Source organism: Arcobacter roscoffensis (assembly GCF_024267655.1).
Lineage (GTDB): Bacteria > Campylobacterota > Campylobacteria > Campylobacterales > Arcobacteraceae > Arcobacter_B > Arcobacter_B roscoffensis.
This window is the reverse complement of record NZ_CP100595.1, coordinates 1,606,193-1,627,020: the sequence shown is the minus strand read 5'-3', so window position 1 is coordinate 1,627,020 and position 20,828 is coordinate 1,606,193. Positions and strand designations below refer to the sequence as shown.

The 20,828-nt window shown below is 26.4% G+C and carries 20 protein-coding genes and 1 pseudogene; 20 read left to right on the top strand and 1 reads right to left on the bottom strand.

All coding sequences use genetic code 11. The features are described from left to right. The first annotated feature begins 73 nt into the window (after window positions 1–73). The 18 genes and pseudogenes from NJU99_RS07520 (at window position 74) to NJU99_RS07435 (ending at window position 17,505) form a co-directional block, all read left to right on the top strand. Complete coding sequence (locus tag NJU99_RS07520) at window positions 74–592, top strand: lipocalin family protein (protein ID WP_254575303.1); 519 nt, start codon at window positions 74–76, stop codon at window positions 590–592. Beyond that, window positions 589–1,827 carry an NAD(P)/FAD-dependent oxidoreductase gene (locus NJU99_RS07515; protein ID WP_254575302.1) on the top strand — a complete coding sequence of 413 codons (1,239 nt, stop codon included), beginning with the start codon at window positions 589–591 and terminating at the stop codon, window positions 1,825–1,827. The genes NJU99_RS07520 and NJU99_RS07515 overlap by 4 nt, the downstream gene beginning before the upstream one ends. Beyond that, window positions 1,824–2,570 carry a DUF1365 domain-containing protein gene (locus NJU99_RS07510; protein ID WP_254575301.1) on the top strand — a complete coding sequence of 249 codons (747 nt, stop codon included), beginning with the start codon at window positions 1,824–1,826 and terminating at the stop codon, window positions 2,568–2,570. Before NJU99_RS07515 ends, NJU99_RS07510 begins: the two co-directional genes overlap by 4 nt. A gap of 1 nt (window position 2,571) precedes the next feature. Continuing rightward, window positions 2,572–3,798: an SAM-dependent methyltransferase gene (locus tag NJU99_RS07505; RefSeq protein ID WP_254575300.1), complete on the top strand. Its 1,227-nt coding sequence runs from the start codon at window positions 2,572–2,574 to the stop codon at window positions 3,796–3,798. Continuing rightward, window positions 3,795–4,331: a DUF3833 domain-containing protein gene (locus NJU99_RS07500; protein WP_254575299.1), complete on the top strand. Its 537-nt coding sequence runs from the start codon at window positions 3,795–3,797 to the stop codon at window positions 4,329–4,331. Before NJU99_RS07505 ends, NJU99_RS07500 begins: the two co-directional genes overlap by 4 nt. A 9-nt stretch (window positions 4,332–4,340) precedes the next feature. After that, window positions 4,341–4,982 carry a pyridoxamine 5'-phosphate oxidase gene (gene pdxH / locus NJU99_RS07495; protein ID WP_254575298.1) on the top strand — a complete coding sequence of 214 codons (642 nt, stop codon included), beginning with the start codon at window positions 4,341–4,343 and terminating at the stop codon, window positions 4,980–4,982. Between the two features lie 9 nt (window positions 4,983–4,991). Beyond that, window positions 4,992–6,047, top strand: coding sequence for an EAL domain-containing protein (locus NJU99_RS07490; RefSeq protein WP_254575297.1), 1,056 nt, complete (start codon window positions 4,992–4,994; stop codon window positions 6,045–6,047). Next, a complete protein-coding gene (locus tag NJU99_RS07485; RefSeq protein ID WP_254575296.1) occupies window positions 6,047–7,438 on the top strand; it encodes a cryptochrome/photolyase family protein in 1,392 nt (463 codons plus the stop codon). Before NJU99_RS07490 ends, NJU99_RS07485 begins: the two co-directional genes overlap by 1 nt. Before the next feature lie 68 nt (window positions 7,439–7,506). Beyond that, entirely contained in the window at window positions 7,507–8,586 is a 1,080-nt protein-coding gene (locus NJU99_RS07480) for an ABC transporter permease (RefSeq protein ID WP_254575295.1), read from the top strand. After that, a complete protein-coding gene (locus NJU99_RS07475) occupies window positions 8,583–9,209 on the top strand; it encodes an ABC transporter ATP-binding protein (protein ID WP_254575294.1) in 627 nt (208 codons plus the stop codon). The genes NJU99_RS07480 and NJU99_RS07475 overlap by 4 nt, the downstream gene beginning before the upstream one ends. Next, window positions 9,193–10,764, top strand: a complete 1,572-nt coding sequence (locus tag NJU99_RS07470; protein WP_254575293.1) for a hypothetical protein — start codon at window positions 9,193–9,195, stop codon at window positions 10,762–10,764. Before NJU99_RS07475 ends, NJU99_RS07470 begins: the two co-directional genes overlap by 17 nt. Then, window positions 10,743–11,717 (top strand): hypothetical protein, encoded by a 975-nt coding sequence (locus NJU99_RS07465; protein WP_254575292.1) that lies wholly within the window; start codon window positions 10,743–10,745, stop codon window positions 11,715–11,717. Before NJU99_RS07470 ends, NJU99_RS07465 begins: the two co-directional genes overlap by 22 nt. After that, the gene (locus tag NJU99_RS07460; protein WP_254575291.1) at window positions 11,705–12,235 is read left to right on the top strand and encodes a YceI family protein; all 531 of its coding nucleotides are present in this window, start codon (window positions 11,705–11,707) and stop codon (window positions 12,233–12,235) included. Before NJU99_RS07465 ends, NJU99_RS07460 begins: the two co-directional genes overlap by 13 nt. A gap of 4 nt (window positions 12,236–12,239) precedes the next feature. Then, the gene (locus tag NJU99_RS07455; protein WP_254575290.1) at window positions 12,240–12,956 is read left to right on the top strand and encodes a metallophosphoesterase; all 717 of its coding nucleotides are present in this window, start codon (window positions 12,240–12,242) and stop codon (window positions 12,954–12,956) included. Between the two features lie 66 nt (window positions 12,957–13,022). Further along, window positions 13,023–13,694 carry a response regulator gene (locus tag NJU99_RS07450; protein ID WP_254575289.1) on the top strand — a complete coding sequence of 224 codons (672 nt, stop codon included), beginning with the start codon at window positions 13,023–13,025 and terminating at the stop codon, window positions 13,692–13,694. Next, on the top strand, window positions 13,687–15,045 hold the full coding sequence (locus tag NJU99_RS07445) for a sensor histidine kinase (RefSeq protein WP_254575288.1): 1,359 nt from the start codon (window positions 13,687–13,689) through the stop codon (window positions 15,043–15,045). The genes NJU99_RS07450 and NJU99_RS07445 overlap by 8 nt, the downstream gene beginning before the upstream one ends. A gap of 981 nt (window positions 15,046–16,026) precedes the next feature. Continuing rightward, a pseudogene (locus NJU99_RS14995) lies at window positions 16,027–16,629 on the top strand (HD-GYP domain-containing protein); the annotation flags it as partial. A gap of 9 nt (window positions 16,630–16,638) precedes the next feature. Beyond that, a complete protein-coding gene (locus NJU99_RS07435; protein WP_254575286.1) occupies window positions 16,639–17,505 on the top strand; it encodes an AraC family transcriptional regulator in 867 nt (288 codons plus the stop codon). Window positions 17,506–17,527: 22 nt separating this feature from the next. Here the strand turns inward: NJU99_RS07435 and NJU99_RS07430 are convergent, their stop codons facing one another. Then, window positions 17,528–18,670 carry an iron-containing alcohol dehydrogenase gene (locus NJU99_RS07430; RefSeq protein ID WP_254575285.1) on the bottom strand — a complete coding sequence of 381 codons (1,143 nt, stop codon included), beginning with the start codon at window positions 18,668–18,670 and terminating at the stop codon, window positions 17,528–17,530. A 181-nt stretch (window positions 18,671–18,851) separates the two neighbouring features. Here NJU99_RS07430 and NJU99_RS07425 point away from each other — a divergent pair, with 181 nt between their 5' ends. Both NJU99_RS07425 and NJU99_RS07420 read left to right on the top strand, forming a co-directional pair. Beyond that, entirely contained in the window at window positions 18,852–20,093 is a 1,242-nt protein-coding gene (locus tag NJU99_RS07425) for a putative DNA modification/repair radical SAM protein (RefSeq protein WP_254575284.1), read from the top strand. 1 nt (window position 20,094) lies between these two features. Then, on the top strand, window positions 20,095–20,823 hold the full coding sequence (locus NJU99_RS07420; protein WP_254575283.1) for a TIGR03915 family putative DNA repair protein: 729 nt from the start codon (window positions 20,095–20,097) through the stop codon (window positions 20,821–20,823). The last annotated feature ends 5 nt before the right edge of the window (window positions 20,824–20,828 follow it).

Below are 20,828 nucleotides of genomic sequence, written 5' to 3'. Positions count from 1 at the left end.
AGTGACAAAAAACAGCTATTAAAAGTAATTAATAGCTGTTAATATTACCTTACTAAAACATTTAGGTGTCAATATGAGTGTAAAATTATTTATTATTTTAGCTATGTTCTCATTATTACATTCAAAGCCTTTAAAGTCAGTCCAATTTGTTGACCCTAAATCTTTTAGTGGAATTTGGTATGAGATTGCTCGTACACACAACAGTTTTCAAGAAAACTGTATAGCCTCAACTGTTGAATACTCTTTAATAGATACTAACAAATATAAAGTATTCAACAGATGTTTTGAAAATCAAATAGGTGGAAAACTAATAGAGTATTCAGGTATTGCAAAAGCTTTGGATGATGATTCTATGTCAAGTATGAAAATGACCTACTTTTGGATTTTTTCAAAAAAATACAATGTGATTTACCTAAACAATTATAAAAGTGCAGTTGTTGCAGATGATGATTTAGAAAATTTATGGATTATGAACAGAAAGCCATTTATGGCAAAAGAAGAACAAAAGAAAATCATAGATTTTTTAAGTGATTATATAAATGTAAATAGTTTAATTTACACAAAACAAGATGAAAAAGGAAGATACAAATGAAAATAGCAGTACTAGGAGCAGGAATTAGCGGTTTAGGTAGTGCTTATCTTCTAAGCCAAAGACATCATGTAGATTTATATGAAAAAGAGCATAGACTTGGTGGTCATGCAAGAACTACACAAGTTGAAGAAGATGGTAAGAAATTTGGAGTTGATACAGGCTTTTTAGTTTTCAATCATGAAACATATCCTCTTTTAACAAAACTTTTTGAAAAGCTTGATGTTAAAATAGAAAAAAGTGATATGAGTTTTGGTTTCTGGGATAAAAATGAAAACATAGCTTACAATGGAAACTCTATAGGTGGTCTGTTTTTTCAGAAAAAAAACCTTTTTAATCTTTCTCACTACTCTATGATAAATGACATAATGAAGTTTAATAAAAAAGCAAATAAAGATTTAGAAACTAACAGTAAAGATTTGGATAAAGATTTAGGTGATTACCTAAAAGAGTATGGAGAAGCTTTTAAAGAAAGATACATTATTCCTATGGGTGCATCTATTTGGTCAACACCAAGTGATAAGATGAATGACTTTCCTGCAAGAACATTTTTACAGTTTTTTAAAAATCACGGATTATTAGGTGTAACTACTCATCATCAATGGCTCACTGTATCAAATGGTAGTGTAAATTATGTAAATAAAATCAAAGAAAAAATCTCTGGTCAAATTTTCTTAAACTCAAATATCAAAAAAGTTGAAAGAAAAGCAGATGGAGTATTTATAACTTTTGAAAATGATGAAACTAAAATCTATGATAAAGTTGTATTTGCAATGCACGCTCCTGATGCACTAGAGCTTTTGGATGATGCAAGTGAAAATGAAAAAGAAGTTTTAGATTGTTTTAAATACAAAAAAAATGACGCCCTACTTCATACTGACAGAAAAGTTTTATATCCAAATAAAGATATTTATGCTGCATGGAATTATAAAACAGATAAAAAGAACGATAACTCGATTACTTTATCATATTGGATTAATACTCTACAAAATCTAAAAACAAATAAAGACTATTTTGTGTCATTAAATGAAATAGATAGTGTAGATGAAATAATTGAGAGAATTTCATATTCTCATCCGCAGTTTGATAAAAAAGCAATTGAGGCTCAAAAAAGAAGAGATGAAATAAACGGTATAAACAACACTTATTATGCAGGAGCTTATTGGCGATACGGTTTTCATGAAGATGGACTTTGGAGTGCAAATACTATAGCTTCAATGTTTGGATGTGAACTATGAGTGCACATCAATTTTATGATGGAGTAATCTACCATAAAAGATTTCTTCCAAAAGCTCATGATTTTAAGTATAAATTTTTTATGCTTGATATTGATACAAATAGTTTAGAAGAGTTAAAAACTAAACTATTCTCATATAATAAACTCAATCTTTTTTCTTTTAAAAGCAAAGATCATTTTGGGAAACAAGAAAATTTTTTAGAAAACGTTGATGAACTTTTAGAAAAATTTGACATTCAAAAACCCCATAAGCTTAGATTTATAACTCTTCCTAGAATTTTAAATTTTGTATTTAATCCTATTAGTTTACTTTTAATATTTAATAAAAATGAAGAGCTAGATTATATACTTGCAGAAGTTCATAATTATAATGGAGGAAGAGTTATTTATCCTGTTAAACTAACTCATAGAGGACATAACCTTTATAGAGGTGAGATTCCAAAAGATATGTATGTATCACCTTTTTTTAAAAGAGATGGGGATTATAGTTTTTTATTTAGATATGACAAATCAAACGTGGCTTTAAAAATAGATTTATTTGAAGAAAAGAAAAAAATGCTAACAGCATCTTTTAGTGGGACACCTTTAGAGTTCACTAATAAAAATATTATAAAACTATTTTTAAAGCACACTTTTTTAACTTTTTTTGTTGTGACAAGGACTTTATGGCAATCCTTGAAACTTTATAAAAAGGGCTTGAAGTTTAATAGTATAGAAGATATAGATACAAAAAGGAGATATTAAAATGAAAAAGGTATGGCATAAATTTGGACACTCTTTTTTTTCAAAATTAAAAGAAGGAAATTTAAAAGTACAATTTCCAAACAACGAGATAAATCATTATGGTAATAAGGAAGAAAAAGAAGTATTTTTAAAACTAAATAACTATAGTTTTTTTTCAAAAATAGCTTTATATGGTGATGTTGGCTTTGCTGAGAGTTATATGGATGAGGATTTTGAAACAAATGATTTAACAAAACTTATTGAGTTAGCTTTGATAAACTCTGATGATTTAGGTGTAAAAAGTGAGCATGATAAAAACAATTTCTTTATCAATATCTTACCTCATTTTAATAAAGTAAAACATCTTTTAAGAAAAAACTCAAAGAAAAACTCTAGAAAAAATATCTCAGAGCATTATGATTTATCAAATGACTTCTATAAACTATTTTTAGATGAAACTATGATGTACTCAGCAGCTATTTTTGAAAATCCAAATGAATCACTTTATGAGGCTCAAAAAAGAAAAATATCTCACTTAGCAAATAAATTAAATATCAAAGAAGGTGATAGAGTACTTGAAATTGGTTCTGGTTGGGGATCTATGGCAATGCACTTAGCAAAAGAAAGAAAGTGTAAAGTAACAACTGTAACTTTAAGTAGTGAACAAAAAAAATTATGTGAGAAAAAGTTTAAAGAGAATAAAATTGAAGAGAGTATTGATATTTTCTTAAAAGACTATAGAGATTTAGAGGGTAAATATGATGCAATCATTGCAGTTGAGATGTTTGAAGCAGTAGGTAAAGAGTATTTTGATATTTTCTTTAAAAAATGTGAAGCCTTACTTAAACCAAGTGGAGTTTTAGCGCTACAAATTATCACAATGCCTGATAATAGATATGAATCTTATTCTAAAGGAACTGACTTTATTCAAAAATATATCTTCCCAGGTGGACATCTTCCAAGTGTATCAAGAATTTTAAAAAGCACAAGCAAACATACAAGACTAAATCTTTTACATATGGAAGAGTTTACAGAAGATTATGCAAAAACTTTAAATATTTGGTATGAAAATTTTAATACTAGAATTAAAGAGATAAAAGCCTTAGGCTTTGATGATTATTTTATTAGAATGTGGAAAATGTATTTAAATTATTGTGAGGCTGCTTTTTTAACAAGAAATGTAAATCTTGTTCAAGTAGTATTTACAAGAGATCAAAATATGCACCTAAATAAAGGTTTAGTTGCATGAAAACAAAAAATCTATTAGTTGTACTATTTATTGTACTTCTTTTTACAGGATGTGGAGCTATGAAACTTGAAGACTTTAATGAAACAAGCCCTAAATTTGTAGTAAAAGATTATTTCAATGGGGAACTAAAAGCATATGGACTAGTAAAAGATAGAAGTGGAAAGATAATCAAATCTTTTAAGGCTAAGATGATTGGTTCATGGGATGAAGATGGAGTTGGAACTTTAGATGAATATTTTGTTTATAATAACGGTGAAAAACAAAGAAGAGTGTGGACTCTAATACCTTCAAAAAATAAAAATGAATATATAGGAACTGCTTCTGATATTGTAGGGCAAGGTATACTTAAGTCAAATGGTAACACAGTAATGATAGACTATACAATGGAAGTTCCTTACAATGATTCAACTATCAATATAGATGTGAAAGATTGGTTACATTTACAAGAAGATGGAGTTATTATAAACCACTCAAAGATGAAAAAGTTTGGTTTTACAGTAGGTGAGCTAGTAATCACTATAATTAAACAATAAGGCTTGATAATGTTTGATTTATCAAAAATGAGACAAGAGTATATGACAAAGGGTTTAGATTTTAAAGATTTAGATGAATGCCCTTTTAAACAGTTTGAGATATGGTTCAACCAAGCAATAGATGCAAATCTTATAGAGCCAAATGCTATGAGCTTATCTACAGTTGGAAATGATATGAAACCTTCAATTAGAACTGTTCTACTTAAAACCTTTGATACAGATGGTTTTGTATTTTTCTCAAACTATAAAAGCAAAAAAGCAGTGCAAATAGATGAAAACCCATATGGAGCTATTCACTTTGCTTGGTTAGGTTTAGAGCGACAGGTAAAGATGGAAGGAAGAATTGAAAAAATCAGTAAAACTGATTCTATGAAATACTTTTTATCAAGACCTAAAGGTAGTCAACTTGGAGCTTGGGTATCACATCAAAGTGAGGTTATTAGTTCAAGAAGCTTACTTGAAGCAAAGTTTGATGAGATAAAAAATAAGTTTTCAAAAGGAGAAGTACCCTTCCCTTCTTTTTGGGGTGGATATAAAGTAGTCCCTGAAACAATAGAGTTTTGGCAAGGTGGAAAAGATAGATTACATGATAGGTTTGAGTATAAAAGAAAAGAAGATAATTCTTGGGAAGTAAATAGATTAGCACCATAAGGATAAAATATGAGCTGTAAATGTAATGAAAATTTTTGTATAAAAAATGAAAAAGCAACAATTCACTTTATAACTGTAGTTCCAGAGTTATTACATAAGTGTAAGATTCTTTTAAAAGATAAGAATAATCTAAGACTTAAAGAACATATTTGCAGTATTGATATAGATGATGCTAGAACTTTTTTTGAAAATCAAGTAGAGTTTTTTGATGAGAATTTCACTCAATTTGAGCAAGCTGAGATAAAAATATTTGTTGAAACTACTAATGAGCTTTTATCTATTACTTCTGTTTTAAAAGCTAAGCCTTTAAATATTTATCTAAATTTCATTAAAGATAATAGCTTTTTTGAGATACTAGAAAGTGAGACTTTAACTACGCATTTTCAACCAATAATTGATATGAAAACAAATAAAATACATGCCTATGAATGTTTGACAAGAGGTGTTTTACCAAATGGTGACTTGATGTATCCAAATGATCTTTTTGAAAAGTCAAATAGAAATGATACAAACTTTAGACTAGATAAACTTTGTCGTGAGTCTGCACTTAAAACAGCAGCAGTAAAAAAAATAAACTCAAAAGTTTTTATAAACTTTTTACCAACAGCTATTTATGACCCAAAATTTTGTTTGCAAAGTACAGTTAAATGGGCTAAACAACTAGAACTTGACCCTAGAAACATTGTTTTTGAAGTAGTTGAAACTGAAAATGTACAAGATAAAGTGCATTTAAAACAAATCTTAAACTACTATAGAGAACAAGGCTTCAAAATTGCCTTAGATGATGTTGGAGAGGGATACTCTTCTTTAAATATGATTATTGATATAAAACCTGATATTATAAAAGTTGATAGAAATATAATAGATGGTATTGATACAAATGAGCTTAAACAATCAGTTTATAAAGCTTTAAAATCAATATCTATTGATAACAATATTCAAATATTAGCCGAGGGTGTTGAAACACTAGAAGAGTTAGAAATGGTAAAAAAACTAGGTGTAGATTATGCACAAGGTTACTATTTTGCTAAGCCATCCCCTGAACCTATAAGAAGAATATTTTAATGGATATTTTTTTAATCTATCCTCATCAGTTATTTGAAAATACTGATATTTTAAAAAACAAAAAAATAGTTTTAATAGAAGAGCCTTTATTTTTTACTCAATATAAATTTCATATTCAAAAGTTAGTACTTCATAGAGCCTCTATGAAGTTTTATGAAAATTATTTAAAACAAAATGCTTTTGATGTTGAGTATTTTGAGGATGAAAGCTATTTAGAAAAATACAAAACTAATGAAATTTTTATATATGAACTTTTTGATGATTATTTAGAAAAGAAAGTTTATAAGAATTTTGAAAATATACATACTATTAAAAATCCAAACTTTTTACATCCTGATGATAAAAGTAAGTTTCTACACCATTTTTATATGCACAGAAGAAAAGAGCTTGATATATTTATGGAAAACGGAAAACCTTTATACGGGAAATATAGTTTTGATAGTGATAATAGAAAGAAACTTCCAAAAGATATATTTATTCCTGCAACACTATCTTATGAAAATGACTATATAAATGAAGCAAAAGAGTATTGTCAAAAGTTTGATACTGTAGGTGTTTGTGAAGATTTTAATTACCCTATTTCTTTTGATGAAGCTAGATTACAACTTGAGTATTTTGTAAAAGAAAAATTTGACAACTTTGGAAACTACCAAGATGCAATTACAAAAAATACTAATCTTATTTATCTTTTCCACTCAAATATCTCAAGCAGTTTAAATATAGGTTTACTTGATTTAAACTATGTAATTGAAAAAATAAAAAATGCACATGCTCCATATAATGCCAAAGAAGGATTTATAAGACAGATTATTGGTTGGAGAGAGTTTATGCTAAAAATCTATGAAGATGATGGTGTGAGATTGCGAAACTCTAATTTTTTTGAATTTAAAAACTCAATGCCAAAAGCAATTATTGATGGAAAAAGTGGAATAGATATACTGGATGATGTAATAAAAAAAGTAGACAAAACAGCCTATGCTCATCATATAGAAAGACTTATGATTTTAGGTAATATCTTTTTACTTTTAGAAATAAGGCCAAATGATGTCTATGAGTATTTTATGCAAAACTATATAGATGCTTACGATTGGGTAATGCTTGGAAATGTCTATGGAATGAGTGGTTTTAGTGATGGTGGAAGTATAACTACTAAGCCATATATAGCAAGTTCTAATTATCTTATAAAGATGAGTGATTACTCAAAAAAAGAGCCTTGGTGTAAAATAGTTGATGCTTTATATTGGAGATTTTTATATAAATACTCACATCTTTTCAAAGATAATCCTAGAATGAAAATGCAAATATCTCTTTTAAATAGAATGTCAGAAGATAAACTACATGAACATTTAAAAACAGCAGAAGAATACCTAAAAACTCTTTTTTATGAATAAAAGTTCATACCCTATTCATATTTAATTCATCAATTGCAGCTATATTTCCTATAATGAAAAGGAGATATATGCGAACTGCTTTAAAAGCTTTAAAAGCTAATAAACTTAAAACCTTACTAATATTATTTAGTTTAAGCCTTAGTATTTGTTCTATTTTTTTAATTAGTTCAATATCAAATGGCATTATTTATATGTACTCTTCTATGCTTAAAAATGATGGAGATATTATAATAACTCAAGCAAAGATTTCTGATACATTTTTTTCAAATGTAGATATAAATCTTATTCATAAAATAGAAGAGTTTGATGGAGTTAAAAAAGTATCAGCTGTTGTTGTTGGGGCAAGTCCTGTTGAAGAACTACCAATTGTAGCTGTATATGGAGTAACAAAAAATAGATTTTCAAACTATACACTAATAAAAGGTTCATATCCAAAAGATAATGAAGTTTTAGTAGGAAAATCTATATATGATTCTTTAAAAAATAAAAACAGTATTCAAATTTCAAAAGATACGTACAAAATTTCTGGAGTATTTAGAAGTGAAATTGGTTTTGAAAATGGTGGAGTTGTATTAAATATAAATCAAGCTTCTAAAATCTTTAATAAATCAGCTTCATTTCTTTTAGTAAATACAAATATTCAAAAAGATATAGATTTCATAATAAAAAATACACAAGACTTATCAAACGATATTGAAGTTAAATCTACAAATAGCTTTGTAGATAATTATAACCAATTTGAAATTATCAGAACTTCTTCTAAGCTTATTTCATCGGTAGCTTTTTGTATGGGACTTTTAAGTGTTGTAAGTATTATGAGTATTACTGTAAATCAAAGAAAAAGTGAATTTGGAATAAAAAAGGCTATTGGAATTTCAACGGGAAGAATTATTAATCAAATAGTTTTAGAAACAGCCATTTTGGGCTTTATTAGTTTTATTTCTGCATTTTTTATAGCAAATATATTTCTTCTGATGATTGAAAAATTTGAGCTATTTCATGGATATATCAATGCACATTTAAGTAGTTCTTTAAGCCTTACACTATTTATCTGTTCAATTTTAATGGCTGTAATTGGCTCAATAATCCCTGCTTTAAATGTATCTAAAATTGATCCAATAATTTTAATGCAAGGAGATAAAATATGATAATAGAAGCAAAAAACTTTTCTCATGATTATAATGGTGATTTGGCCTTAAAAAATATAAATCTAAGTATTAAAAAAGGTGAATTTATATCTATTATTGGTGAGAGTGGAAGTGGTAAAACTACCCTACTTTCAATTTTATCAACACTTTTAAAAGAAAAAAGTGGCGAACTATTTTTTGAAAATAAAAAATATAGAGAAATAAAAAATATAGATAAATTTAGAAAAGATAATATTGGCTTTATTTTCCAATTTCACTATTTAATAAACTATCTTACAAATGCTGAAAATATAAAAATAGCTAATGAAAAAGCAAGTGATAAAGAAATAAGTGAACTTTTTAATTTATTAGATATTAGGGAGCTTCTAAATAAATTTCCAAATGAAATATCAGGAGGACAAAGACAAAGAGTTGCAATAGCAAGAGCACTTATAAATAAACCAAAAGTTCTTTTTGCAGATGAACCAACTGGTAATTTAGATTCAAAAAACTCTTTAAATGTTTTTAAACTATTTCAAGAGTTATCAAAAGAAGGAATCACAGTAATAGTTGCTACGCACGATAAGAGTCTTGCACAATTATCAAATAGAATAATTGAGGTGAAAGATGGACAAATTCAGTAGTTTCATAAATCAAAACTTCAAAATCTCTTTGATTTTTCTTTTTTTAGGGATATTTTTTGGAATAGTATATTCTATTAATTTATTAGGATTTTCTATTAATTCTAATACCTTATTACCATCAAATGTAAGATCATTACATATTTCATTGATGTTATATGGTTTTATTCCTTTAATGCTTTCTTATTTACCATTTTTACTTATAAATAAAGATGGAATTAAAAGTGATAAAGGACTTAGATATTTAGGGCTTTATTCAATTTTTTGGTATATATTTTTAGTTTTTATGATAAGTAGTTTAGTTTTAGGAAATACTAGAGATTTAGCTTTTTATGACTTCCCTTATGAACTAAATTTTATCTTGGCTGTAAGTGGAGTTTTTTATGCTTTAGCTTTATATGAATATATAAAACTTTATGAAGTTAAACCATTATGGATTAAAGTATCTTTAGCAATTGTAATAATAGCACCATTTTGCCTTTTGATATTAATGAATCCAATAATAGGTCAAGTAGAAAGTACTATAAGTGGACCACATGGCGATAATACTTTAGGTATGAGTTTTGCTTTAATTCCTATTTATTATCTTATAATCAAACTTCTTCATAAAGGTAATTTTAATGCAAGATGGCATATTTTTTGGATAATTCCATTTGTTTTTTATATTTTATCTGTACTTTATAGAAGTTTTGTTGCTTCACTAACATATGAGCAAGAATGGTTTTTACAATATCTAACATTTTTATATATACCTTTACTTTATAGATGGTTTCAAGATGCACATATATCAAAAACACCTAAATATGTTTTATTGATATCTATATTAGCCTTTTTGTTTGTGGATATTGAGGGAAATATTCTTTTTATTCCAGAGTTTAGATGGTTATTTCATAGAAATGATTTGATTGTAGCTCATGCCCATGTTGCAATGGGAGTCTCAATTTTATTTATGACTTTTGCAATTTTATCAAATCATATAAATAGTTTAAAAGATATAAAGTTTTACAAGTATTATTTGTATGGAATTCTTGGGATATTTTTAGTTTTAAGTATATCAGGATTTGTACAAGCAGGTGTTATTAAAGGTGATATAGAAATATTATGGAGTTTAAGAACTCTATTTGGAATAGTAGTATTTATATCTTTTTTTAAACTAATAAAACTAGATTTAAAGCTAAACTCTTTACAAAAGTATAATCTATTAGGAGCTTTAAGTGATGGTTCAACTGGAATTATTTTAATTTTTCTTGGAAGTTATTTATATCCTTTACTAGGTTTTAAATTTTCAAATAGTTATGAGTACATTGTTTTTATTTTTGTTTTTACTACAGGAATAATCCACTATTTTGCTTTTATTTCTAAAAAATCTCAATATGAGTTTACTTTACTTACTGCAATTATTAGAATTTTTGTTAGTTCTATGTTTTTTGCTTTATATTTAAATGGAAGTTTATCTTATGAAGCACTTTTTATTACAGTTTTTGACTTATCTTTTTCAGTGCTGTTTTTCATAATTTTTTACAAAAAGGAGTTTTCATGTTTTCAAAAATTGCTTTAAGTATATTTATATCTTTTGAATTAAGCTTTTATTTATTAATAGCCCAAACAGGAATTGTTGAATATCTCTCATCGAACATTTATGCAATATCACCAATAGCTATAGGAGGGATTATTGGTTCGATTTTAGTTTATTTTATTAAGTTATCTTCTAAAAATAAAATAGTTTTGTTATTGCTATTACAATTTAGTGTTAGTTTAGCTTATCCAGATTTTTCAAAAGTCTTACTTTTTTTACTTGGATTAAGTGTTGGAGGATTAGCCCCTTTGATAATTGAGAAAATAAAAGAAAGTTCAACGCTTCAATTGGCATTTGCTTTAGCTTTATCTTATACTTTAGGTACAGCACTTTTTATAATAGAGCCTTCAGATAGACAGTTTATTGCAATCATTTTTTCTTTGGTTTGTTTAATAAGTGTTCTATTTATAAAAGATAATGAAAAAATGAAAAGTTTGCCAAGCTATTCATACTCATTGTATTCAATGACTCTTTGGGTTTTTATAGACTCTGCACTATTTGAAACTCTTTCTAGGGATGCTAGTATTTCAATTTGGAGAGATGGATTTACTTTAGAAATTATTGTATTTCATATAGTAGGTGTATTAGCTGCTTTTACATTTAAATTTGAAAAGTTTGAAAATGAGATATTTGTCATCTTACTTTTCGCACTAAGTTATTTACTATTTTTCTTGCAAGAAGCTGCTTTACTAGGAATAGTTTATCCTTTTGTTATTTCATATTACAATGTGGCTATTTTAAGAGGAATAATAAAAAAAGATTTTAGAACTATTTGCATTTATATGATTTTTATAGGTTGGATAGCCTCTGGGTTAGGACTTTTAGTAGCTTTAGAAAACTTGATTTTATATGTGCCAATTATATTTTTGATATCACTTCTAAAAGTTTTAAGTTCTTATAATATATCAATAAAGGAGAAAAAATGTATAAATTAATATTATTAGTTTTATTTGCTATTACTGCACTTACTGCAAATAAATTAGTACTAGAAAATGGAGAAGTAATAGCTCATACAGAAATATTTGGGGATAAAAATATAGATCCTAAAACAAAAAAAATATATACAAACTTACAGTATGAAAATGATTTTTCAAATATCAAAGGAACAATTTGGATAAATAGTATTGATTTGGAAAGTGAGGATTCTAGTAGAGATAAAAATATGTATGACTTATTAAAATCAAAGATTAACCCAAAAATAAGTTTTGATTTTATTAATGTAAGAAAAATTGATAAAGACAATTATATGATTGAAGGTTTTATATCTCTAAATAAAGTAAGTAGAAAAGTAAAAGCATTAACAAAAATATCAAAATCAAACAACAAAGTTTTCTTTGATGGAGTTTTTAGTATTAATTTAACAGATTATAATTTAGAACCCCCTACACTACTTTTTTTAGCAGTAAGAAATAAAATTGATATTAAATATAATTTTAAATTTAGCGATATGTAATTATATGAAAACAAATACAATTAATAAATTAGATATAAAAGTAGAGAAACTAGCTTTAGATGGTTTTAAAATACTACATTTAAGTGATTTACATATAGATACAAAAACCGATATATTTTATATTGAAAAATTAATAGATTTATGTCAAAAAACTAAATATGATGTACTATTTATTACAGGTGATATTATAGATTGTAAAGTATCAAAAATAAAAGATAAGTTATTATTGTTAAATACTCTAAGAAATGCTTATTTTATAAGTGGTAATCATGATTTATTTTATGGCCTAGATGAATTAAAGAACATATTAAGTCAAATAACTTTTTTAGATAATAAGATTGAATTTATTGATTTTAAAGATAAGGAAATTGCTATTGGTGGATTAAGTGATAGATTTTCAAAATTTTTTAGAATAAAAAGAGATGAAGAAAAACTATTAAATACTCTTAGTAAATATGAAAACTCTATTCTTCTAGCTCACCAACCAAAGGATTATGAATATGCTACAAAAAATTATATAGATCTATTTTTATGTGGACATACCCATGGTGGTCAAATATACCCTTTTCATTATATTGTAAAATTGTTCCAGCCTTTTTTATATGGACTTCATTATATAGATAAAACTGCAATTTATGTAAATAAAGGAATCGGTACTTGGGGAGTTGATTTTAGATACAAAGCTGATAGTGAAATAAGCCTAATAAATCTTATTTATTAATAGTATTCATTTTATATTCATATTTTTATAATATAATTTTTATAACTAAAAAGAATTAGGATATTTATGAAAGTTTTAATAGTTGAAGATGATATAAAAATAGTAAATTTTTTGAAAAAAGGTCTTGAAGAAGAGTCTTATAGTGTTGATTATTGTTTAGATGGCGAAGAAGGAATTTACTTAGCTTCTGTAAATGATTATGATGTGATATTGCTTGATATAATGCTTCCTATAAAAGATGGCATTGAAGTTTGTAAAACATTAAGAACACAAAATATTAACACCCCAATTATTATGCTTACTGCAAAAAATAGCACAGAAGATACGATAAAAGGTCTTGATATTGGTGCTAATGATTATCTTCCTAAACCTTTTTCTTTTAATGAACTTTTAGCTCGAATTAGAGTTCAATTAAGACTTAAGACTGAAACTCAAACAACTTTACTTGCTATTGATGATTTACAACTTGATTTACTAACAAAAAATATACAAAGAGCGGGTAAAAAAATAGAATTAACAGCTAAGGAGTTTTCTTTACTAGAATATTTAGTTAGAAACAAAAATAAGGTCTTATCGGAAAGTGTTATTTTATCTTCATTAAGTAATATGGAAGATAGTAATATAAGTAATATCATAAATGTATATATTTATAGATTAAGAAATAAAATAGACAAACCTTTTGAGAAAAAACTTATTAAAACAGTAAGAGGAATGGGGTTTAAAATAAGTGATGACTAATCTATCAATAAAGAAAAAGCTTTTATTTTATAATATAATAATTCAATTTATAATCTTGATTGTACTATCTTTATCAATCTATAAAACCCTTAAAATTTCGACTTTAGATAAAATGCAAACTTCTTTAAAAGTTATAATTTTGGATGTTGTAGATGATATATTAGACCACGAGTCTAATCTTCAGTTTGATTTATATAATGAAGAAAAAGAGTATAACTTTTCTCCTTTATATATAAGATTAGTTGAAAACAACAGAGACAAAAAAATAATCAATACTACTAGTTTCCCATCAAATATAAAAGTTTTTCAAGATGAATTACAAAAAGATAAAATTGTTTTTAAAGAGTTAAACGACTATATAGTAGGAAACATTGTATTTAATATAAAAAATAAAGAGTATATTCTACAAGTTGCTACAGATTATAAGATACTAAATTCAACCCTTGAAAATCTTTTTTATATACTTATTTTTATAATACCAATTGTTCTTGTTTTCTCTATTACTGGGGGATATTTTTTAATATATAAATCATTTAAACCCATAGAAGAAATACTAAATAGTCTAAAATCAATAAATGCTTCTGATTTATCACAAAGAGTCAAAAAACTTCATAGTAATGATGAAGTTGATTTATTAATTGATGAAATAAATAACTTGCTTCAAAGATTGGAAATATCATTTAAAAAAATAAATCAGTTTAGTAGTGATGCATCCCATGAACTTAAAACTCCACTTACGATTATAAGAGGTGAAATAGAAATAGCTCTTCGAAAAGATAGAGATAAGGAAGAGTACAAAAACAGTTTAGAAGTATGTTTAGATGAAGTACTTAGAATTCAAAATACTATTGATGATTTACTATTTTTAGCGAAAAATGACACTGCAATTTCTGATAATTATACTGATATATATCTTGATGAAATTACCTTGGAATCTGTGGAAGAGTTAAAGTCTTATGCCCTGTCAAAAAATATACAACTAAAAACAAATATTACTAATATGAGTCAAATCAAAGGTCATGCATCTTTATTGAAAATAGCTGTTAAAAATCTAATTAAAAATGCTATTAATTTTAGTTTTGAAAAAAGTATTGTAAAGATTTCTTGCTATAAAGAAAATGACTCAACTGTAATTAGCGTTGAGGATAGTGGCATTGGAATTGCTAAAGATGAACAAGAAAGAATATTTGAAGAGTTTTACAGAACAGATAAAAGTAGAAACAAAAATTCAGGTGGAACAGGACTTGGAATGGCTATTTGTAAAAAAATAGTAAAAATCCACAATGGAAGTATCAAGTTAACAAGTGAAGTAAATACTGGAACAATAGTTAAAATATATTTTAAAGGTTAAGTGATGAATATAAAGAAAAAAGTAAAGTTTAGTTTTTTAATAATTATTTTCTCAATAATAGTAATATTTATGATTAATAGTTTAACTCTTTATCAAGTAAAAGAAAATAATGAAACAAAGAGTAATATCTCAAATTTAGTTTATACGCAACATAAAATGAATAGTTTAGTAAAAGACTTACTAAATACTAAAACAATAAATGAAATCAAAAAAATCAAAAATGACTTTGTAAGCTTTGAACTTCAATTTGAAGAGATACTAGATATATTTAAAAACGACACTACTAAAGACTTTATAGACAACTTCATAAAAGATATTCATAAATATGATGAAATAAAAATCAATCTTGAAAAAATCTCAAAGAGCGAAAAAACAATTGAAAAATATTTTGATGAAATTATCAAGATACAAACAAAAAAGATTGAGCTTACAAATCTTTTTGCTAAAAAATACCCAAATGAAAATCTTCAAAGAAATAAGATTGAAAGAATTATTGAAAAGCGTAAAGATATAAAAAGTTACAAAACTTTATCTAATATAAAATATTATAGTAAAGAAACACTTTTTCAACATAAAAATTCAAGGTATTTAAATAAGTGGTTAAAAGAAATTGAAAAGCTAAATGAATTAAGTTTTATTGATAACAATCACTTAGTTAATGAGTACTACAAAACTGCAAAGATGATTGGGTTATACTCAATACAATTAAATGAGATTAAAAACAAAGAACTCTTTTTAGAAAATGAAATATTTTCTATTGTAGATAAAAATACAAAACTTTTAAATGAAACTAAAAACAATATTGATAGATTATCTGAAAGTTTTATTGATAAATTTTATTATACTGTGCTATTTATTTTAGTTCTTACAGTATTATTTATTTTAATATTATCAATAAAAGTTAACAAGAATGTAGTTATGAGTTTTGAACAAATTGAAGATGAAGTAAATAAAGGCTTAGAAGAAATAAGAAGTTTAAATAATGAGATTGAAAACACTCAAAAAGAAGTTGTTTTTACAATGGGCTCAATTGGTGAAAGTAGAAGTAAAGAAACAGGAAATCATGTAAAAAGAGTTGCTGAATATTCTAAACTATTAGCTTTAAAATATGGTTTAGGTAAAAAAGAAGCTGAACTTTTAAAACAAGCAAGCCCTATGCACGATATAGGAAAAGTTGCTATTCCTGATTCTATTTTAAATAAACCTGGTAGATTTGATGATAATGAAAGAAAAATAATGAATACACATGCGAAACTAGGCTATGATATGTTAAAACATTCACCAAGACCTCTTTTAAGAACAGCTGCCATAGTATCATTACAACACCACGAAAAGTGGGATGGTACAGGCTACCCTAATGGTTTAAAAGGTGAGGAAATACATATTTATGGAAGAATTACAGCTTTAGCAGATGTATTTGATGCATTAGGTAGTGATAGGTGCTATAAAAAAGCTTGGGAAGATGAAAAGATATTTAAATTATTTAAAGAAGAAAAAGCTAAGCATTTCGATCCAAAGCTTATAGATATTTTCTTTGATAATTTAGATGATTTTCTAAAAATTAGAGATACATTTAAGGATTAATATTTACAAATGAATAAAGAAATATTACAAGAAGCAAATAAACTTATTAAAAATGAGTTAATAAATCAAACAAATATAAATAGCGTGAAACTTTTTAAGACAATTGATTATTCAAAAAGACAACCATTAACTTATGAGTTTTGTTTGATTTTAGTACTGCAAGGTAAGAAACTTGGATATTTACCAAATAAGAGTTTTGAGTACAACAAAGATAACTATTTAGTAGTTCCTATTAGTCTTCCTTTTGAGTGTGAGACTTATGCTTCAAAAGAAGAGCCTTTTATTTGCTTAGCCATTGATATTGATAAAAAGATGATGTTTGATATTATTTCATCACTTAGTAACCAAGAAGCTAAGAACTGTAAGACAATACAAATGGGAGTATTTCAAGATAGTGTAACTCCTCAAATAGAGGATATAGTTTTAAGACTTTTAAAAACACTTAAATCAAAAGAAGAATCAGCTATTTTAGGTGAGTCAATTTTAAAAGAATTGTACTACAGAATTGCCACAAATAGTAATTCTCATTTTTTACATAAAATGTTTTTAAAACAAAAACAAGAAGCTAAAATATCAAAATCTTTAAAAAGTATTCATGATAATTTTAATCAACCTTTAGACATTCCTACTTTAGCAAAGCAAGAGGATATGAGTGTTTCATCTTTTCATACTCACTTTAAAAATATCACATCTTATTCTCCCCTTCAATATATTAAAAAAATCAGATTAAACAAAGCAAAAGATTTTATAGAACAGAAGAATATGCAAGTTAATAATACAGCTTATGCAGTTGGATATGAGTCAGTATCACAGTTTTCAAAAGATTTTAAAAAGTATTTTGGATATCCACCTAAAGAGGCTAAAATAGCTCTTTAGGCAAGAATTTATTTTACAGAATCTACTTCATAGACATTTTTAAGATTTTTTCACTTGTTTCTAGTGTGATATTAGCATTTTCACCAATAGCTGTCATTCCATGTATTTTAAGTCCTGAAAGTACATTTTCAATCACTTTATCATCAATTTCATAATCATTTAGATTTGTTGAAATCCCTACTTTTTCATATAGGTTTTCAATAGCTTTAATAACAGCTTCTTCATCTTCATTTATATTAAAAACCTCTGTTCCCATTTTTAGGATTTTGTCTTTTTTATCTTCTTTTAACACTCTTAAAAGTGAAGGTTGAACAATTGCAAGTGTTCTTGCATGATCTATTCCATAATAAGCTGTTAATTCATGTCCTATAAAGTGTGTAGCCCAATCTTGTGTTACACCAGTTCCGATAAAACCATTTAAGGCTTGATTTGCTAGAAGCATTAAGTTTTCTAACCAAACTAGTTCTCTTCTATTTTCCCAGTCATTAGCTAGTGTTACTAAGCCTTTTAAAATAGTTTGAGCATAACCATCATGTAAAAGTGATGTATTTGCTTTTGTAATATACTGCTCACATGTATGAACAAAAGCATCAACTAAGCCATTTGCAAGTTGCTTATCACTTAACGAAGCCATAACACTTGGATCTAAAACTGCAAATTTTGGAAATGATAAAACTGAGTGGAAAAATCTTTTTTCATTTGTTTCTCTTTTTGTAAGAACTGCACCTGTATTTGATTCGCTCCCAGTTGCTGCTAAAGTTAAAACAACACCTAAGGGTAAAGCTTTTTCAACTTGAGCACTTCCATCTAAAAAGTCCCATGCATCACCTTCATATTGTGAAGCAGCAATTAAATACTTACATCCATCTATAACAGAACCACCACCAACAGCAAGTACAAAATCGATGTTATTTTCTTTTATTACTTCAACTGCTTTGTTCATAGTCTCATAAGTTGGATTTGCTTCAACTCCACTAAACTCAAAGAATTCATAAGATTCAAGTGCTTTTACAACTTGGTCGTAAACTCCATTTTTTTTGATAGAACCACCACCGTAAACTATCAAGACTTTATTGTCTTTTGGGATATGTTTAGTTATAGCTTCAATTTTTCCTTTTCCAAAGTGAATAGTTGTTGGGTTATAATAATCGTATGTAAAACTCATAGAAATTTCCTTTAATTTTTTAATTTATGTATTATAGAATAAAAAATACACTATTTGAATAGTGAAACTTACAAATTTCATGTCAATTTCTATAAATAATTAAGAAATAGGTATTGAAAATATTATATTACAATTTGAAATATTTTTAAGTGTATGTAGTTTTTTATACTAAAATTGCAAAATGAAAAATAGTATATACAAAAAGATGGAAGTCTTAGCAGATTCGGCAAAATATGATGTTTCATGTAGTTCAAGTGGAAGTGATAGTAACTATAAAACAGGTGAATTAGGAGCTACTCATAAAAGCGGAATTTGTCATACTTATACAGCGGATGGAAGATGTGTATCATTACTTAAAGTCTTATTTACAAATCATTGTATTTATGACTGCTCATACTGTATAAATAGAAAATCAAATGACATAAGAAGAGAAGCTTTTACTCCAAGACAGCTTGCAGACATAACTATAAACTTTTATAAAAGAAACTATATAGAAGGTCTTTTTTTAAGTTCTGGAATTGTAAAAGATGAAGACCATACTATGAATCTAATACTAAGGGCTTTAAAAATACTAAGATTTGAGTATAAGTTTAATGGTTATATCCATGTGAAACTAATCCCTGGTTCTTGTGATGAGCTAATACGTGAAGTAGTATCCTTAGCAAATAGAGTAAGTTCAAATATAGAACTACCAAGTAATAAATCTTTAAAGCTTTTAGCTCCAAATAAAACAAAAGAAAAAGTACTACAGCCTTTAAAATATGCAAGAGATATAAGCCTAGAAAAAGATACAAAACCCATAGGAATGAGCACACAACTAATAGTTGGTGCTACTCCTGAGAGTGATAAAGATATATTAAAACTAAGCTCAGTTTTATATGATAAAGCTTTGTTAAAAAGAGTGTATTATAGTGCATATATTCCAGTAAATGATGACAAAAATCTACCTGCTATTATAACAAAACCACCATTACTTAGGGAACATAGACTATATCAAGCTGATTGGCTTTTGAGATTTTATGACTTTACTTGGGATGAGATAGTAGATGAGCAAAATCCAAACTTAGATGAAGATGTTGACCCAAAGACATTTTGGGCTTTACAAAATCTACAGTATTTTCCTATGGAAATAAACAAAGTAAGCAAGGATGAACTTTTAAGAATTCCAGGTATTGGGGTAAGAGGTGTATTTAAAATACTAAAAGCTAGAAGATTTAAAAGTTTAGATTTTGAGGATTTGAAGAAGCTAAAAATATCTCTAAAAAGAGCTAGATATTTCATAACTTGTAAAGGAAAATACCAAAAAGATGTAGCTTTTTACAAAGAAGATATTAAACAAGCAATAGTAAAACCACCTAAAAAAAAGATAATTCAAGCAAGTTTATTTGATATGGATTATAGTGCTATAACAGGTGAGATATAAGATGATTTTACAATATGATGGAAGTTTTGAAGGCTTTTTAAGTCTTGTATATGAGGTGTTTTATAAAAAGTATAAACCTAATAAAATATTAAGAAGTGAACCTAAAACCTTGATTTTAGAAGAGATAAAACTCATAAAAACAGATGAAGAAAATGCCCTAAAAGTACTAAAAGCAATTGAAGAAAAATTTGATAAAAAGTCTTATGAAAAAATTATTAATACATTTATGTGTGACACAAAAGAGTTTGAATTAGAACTTTTAGCATTTGTTATTTATGGCTTTAAAAACAAAAGTGAACTTTTTAATATAAACAATTCTTCAGTTTTTTATATAGATAATCTACAAAAAGAATTATTTAGACACGTACATAAAATGACTGGTTTTACGAGGTTTGAAGAGCTAGAAGATGGAACTTTATATGCAAAAATTGAAACAAAATTTAATGTAGTATATTTTTTAGGTAAGCATTTTTTTAAAAGGTTAAATAATCAAAAGTACATAATACATGATATAAATAGAAAAGTGGCTTTCATAAAAAATGATTATTATATTGGAGTAAAAGAAGTTTTAGATTTTGAAGAACCAAAGGTTTCTGATGACGAACAAATGTTTCAAAACTTATGGAATACCTTTTTCAAAGCTGTAAGTATAGATGAGCGAAAAAATGAAAAATGTCAAAAAAACTATGTTCCCCTACTTTATAGAAAGTATATGACAGAATTTATTTAAAACTA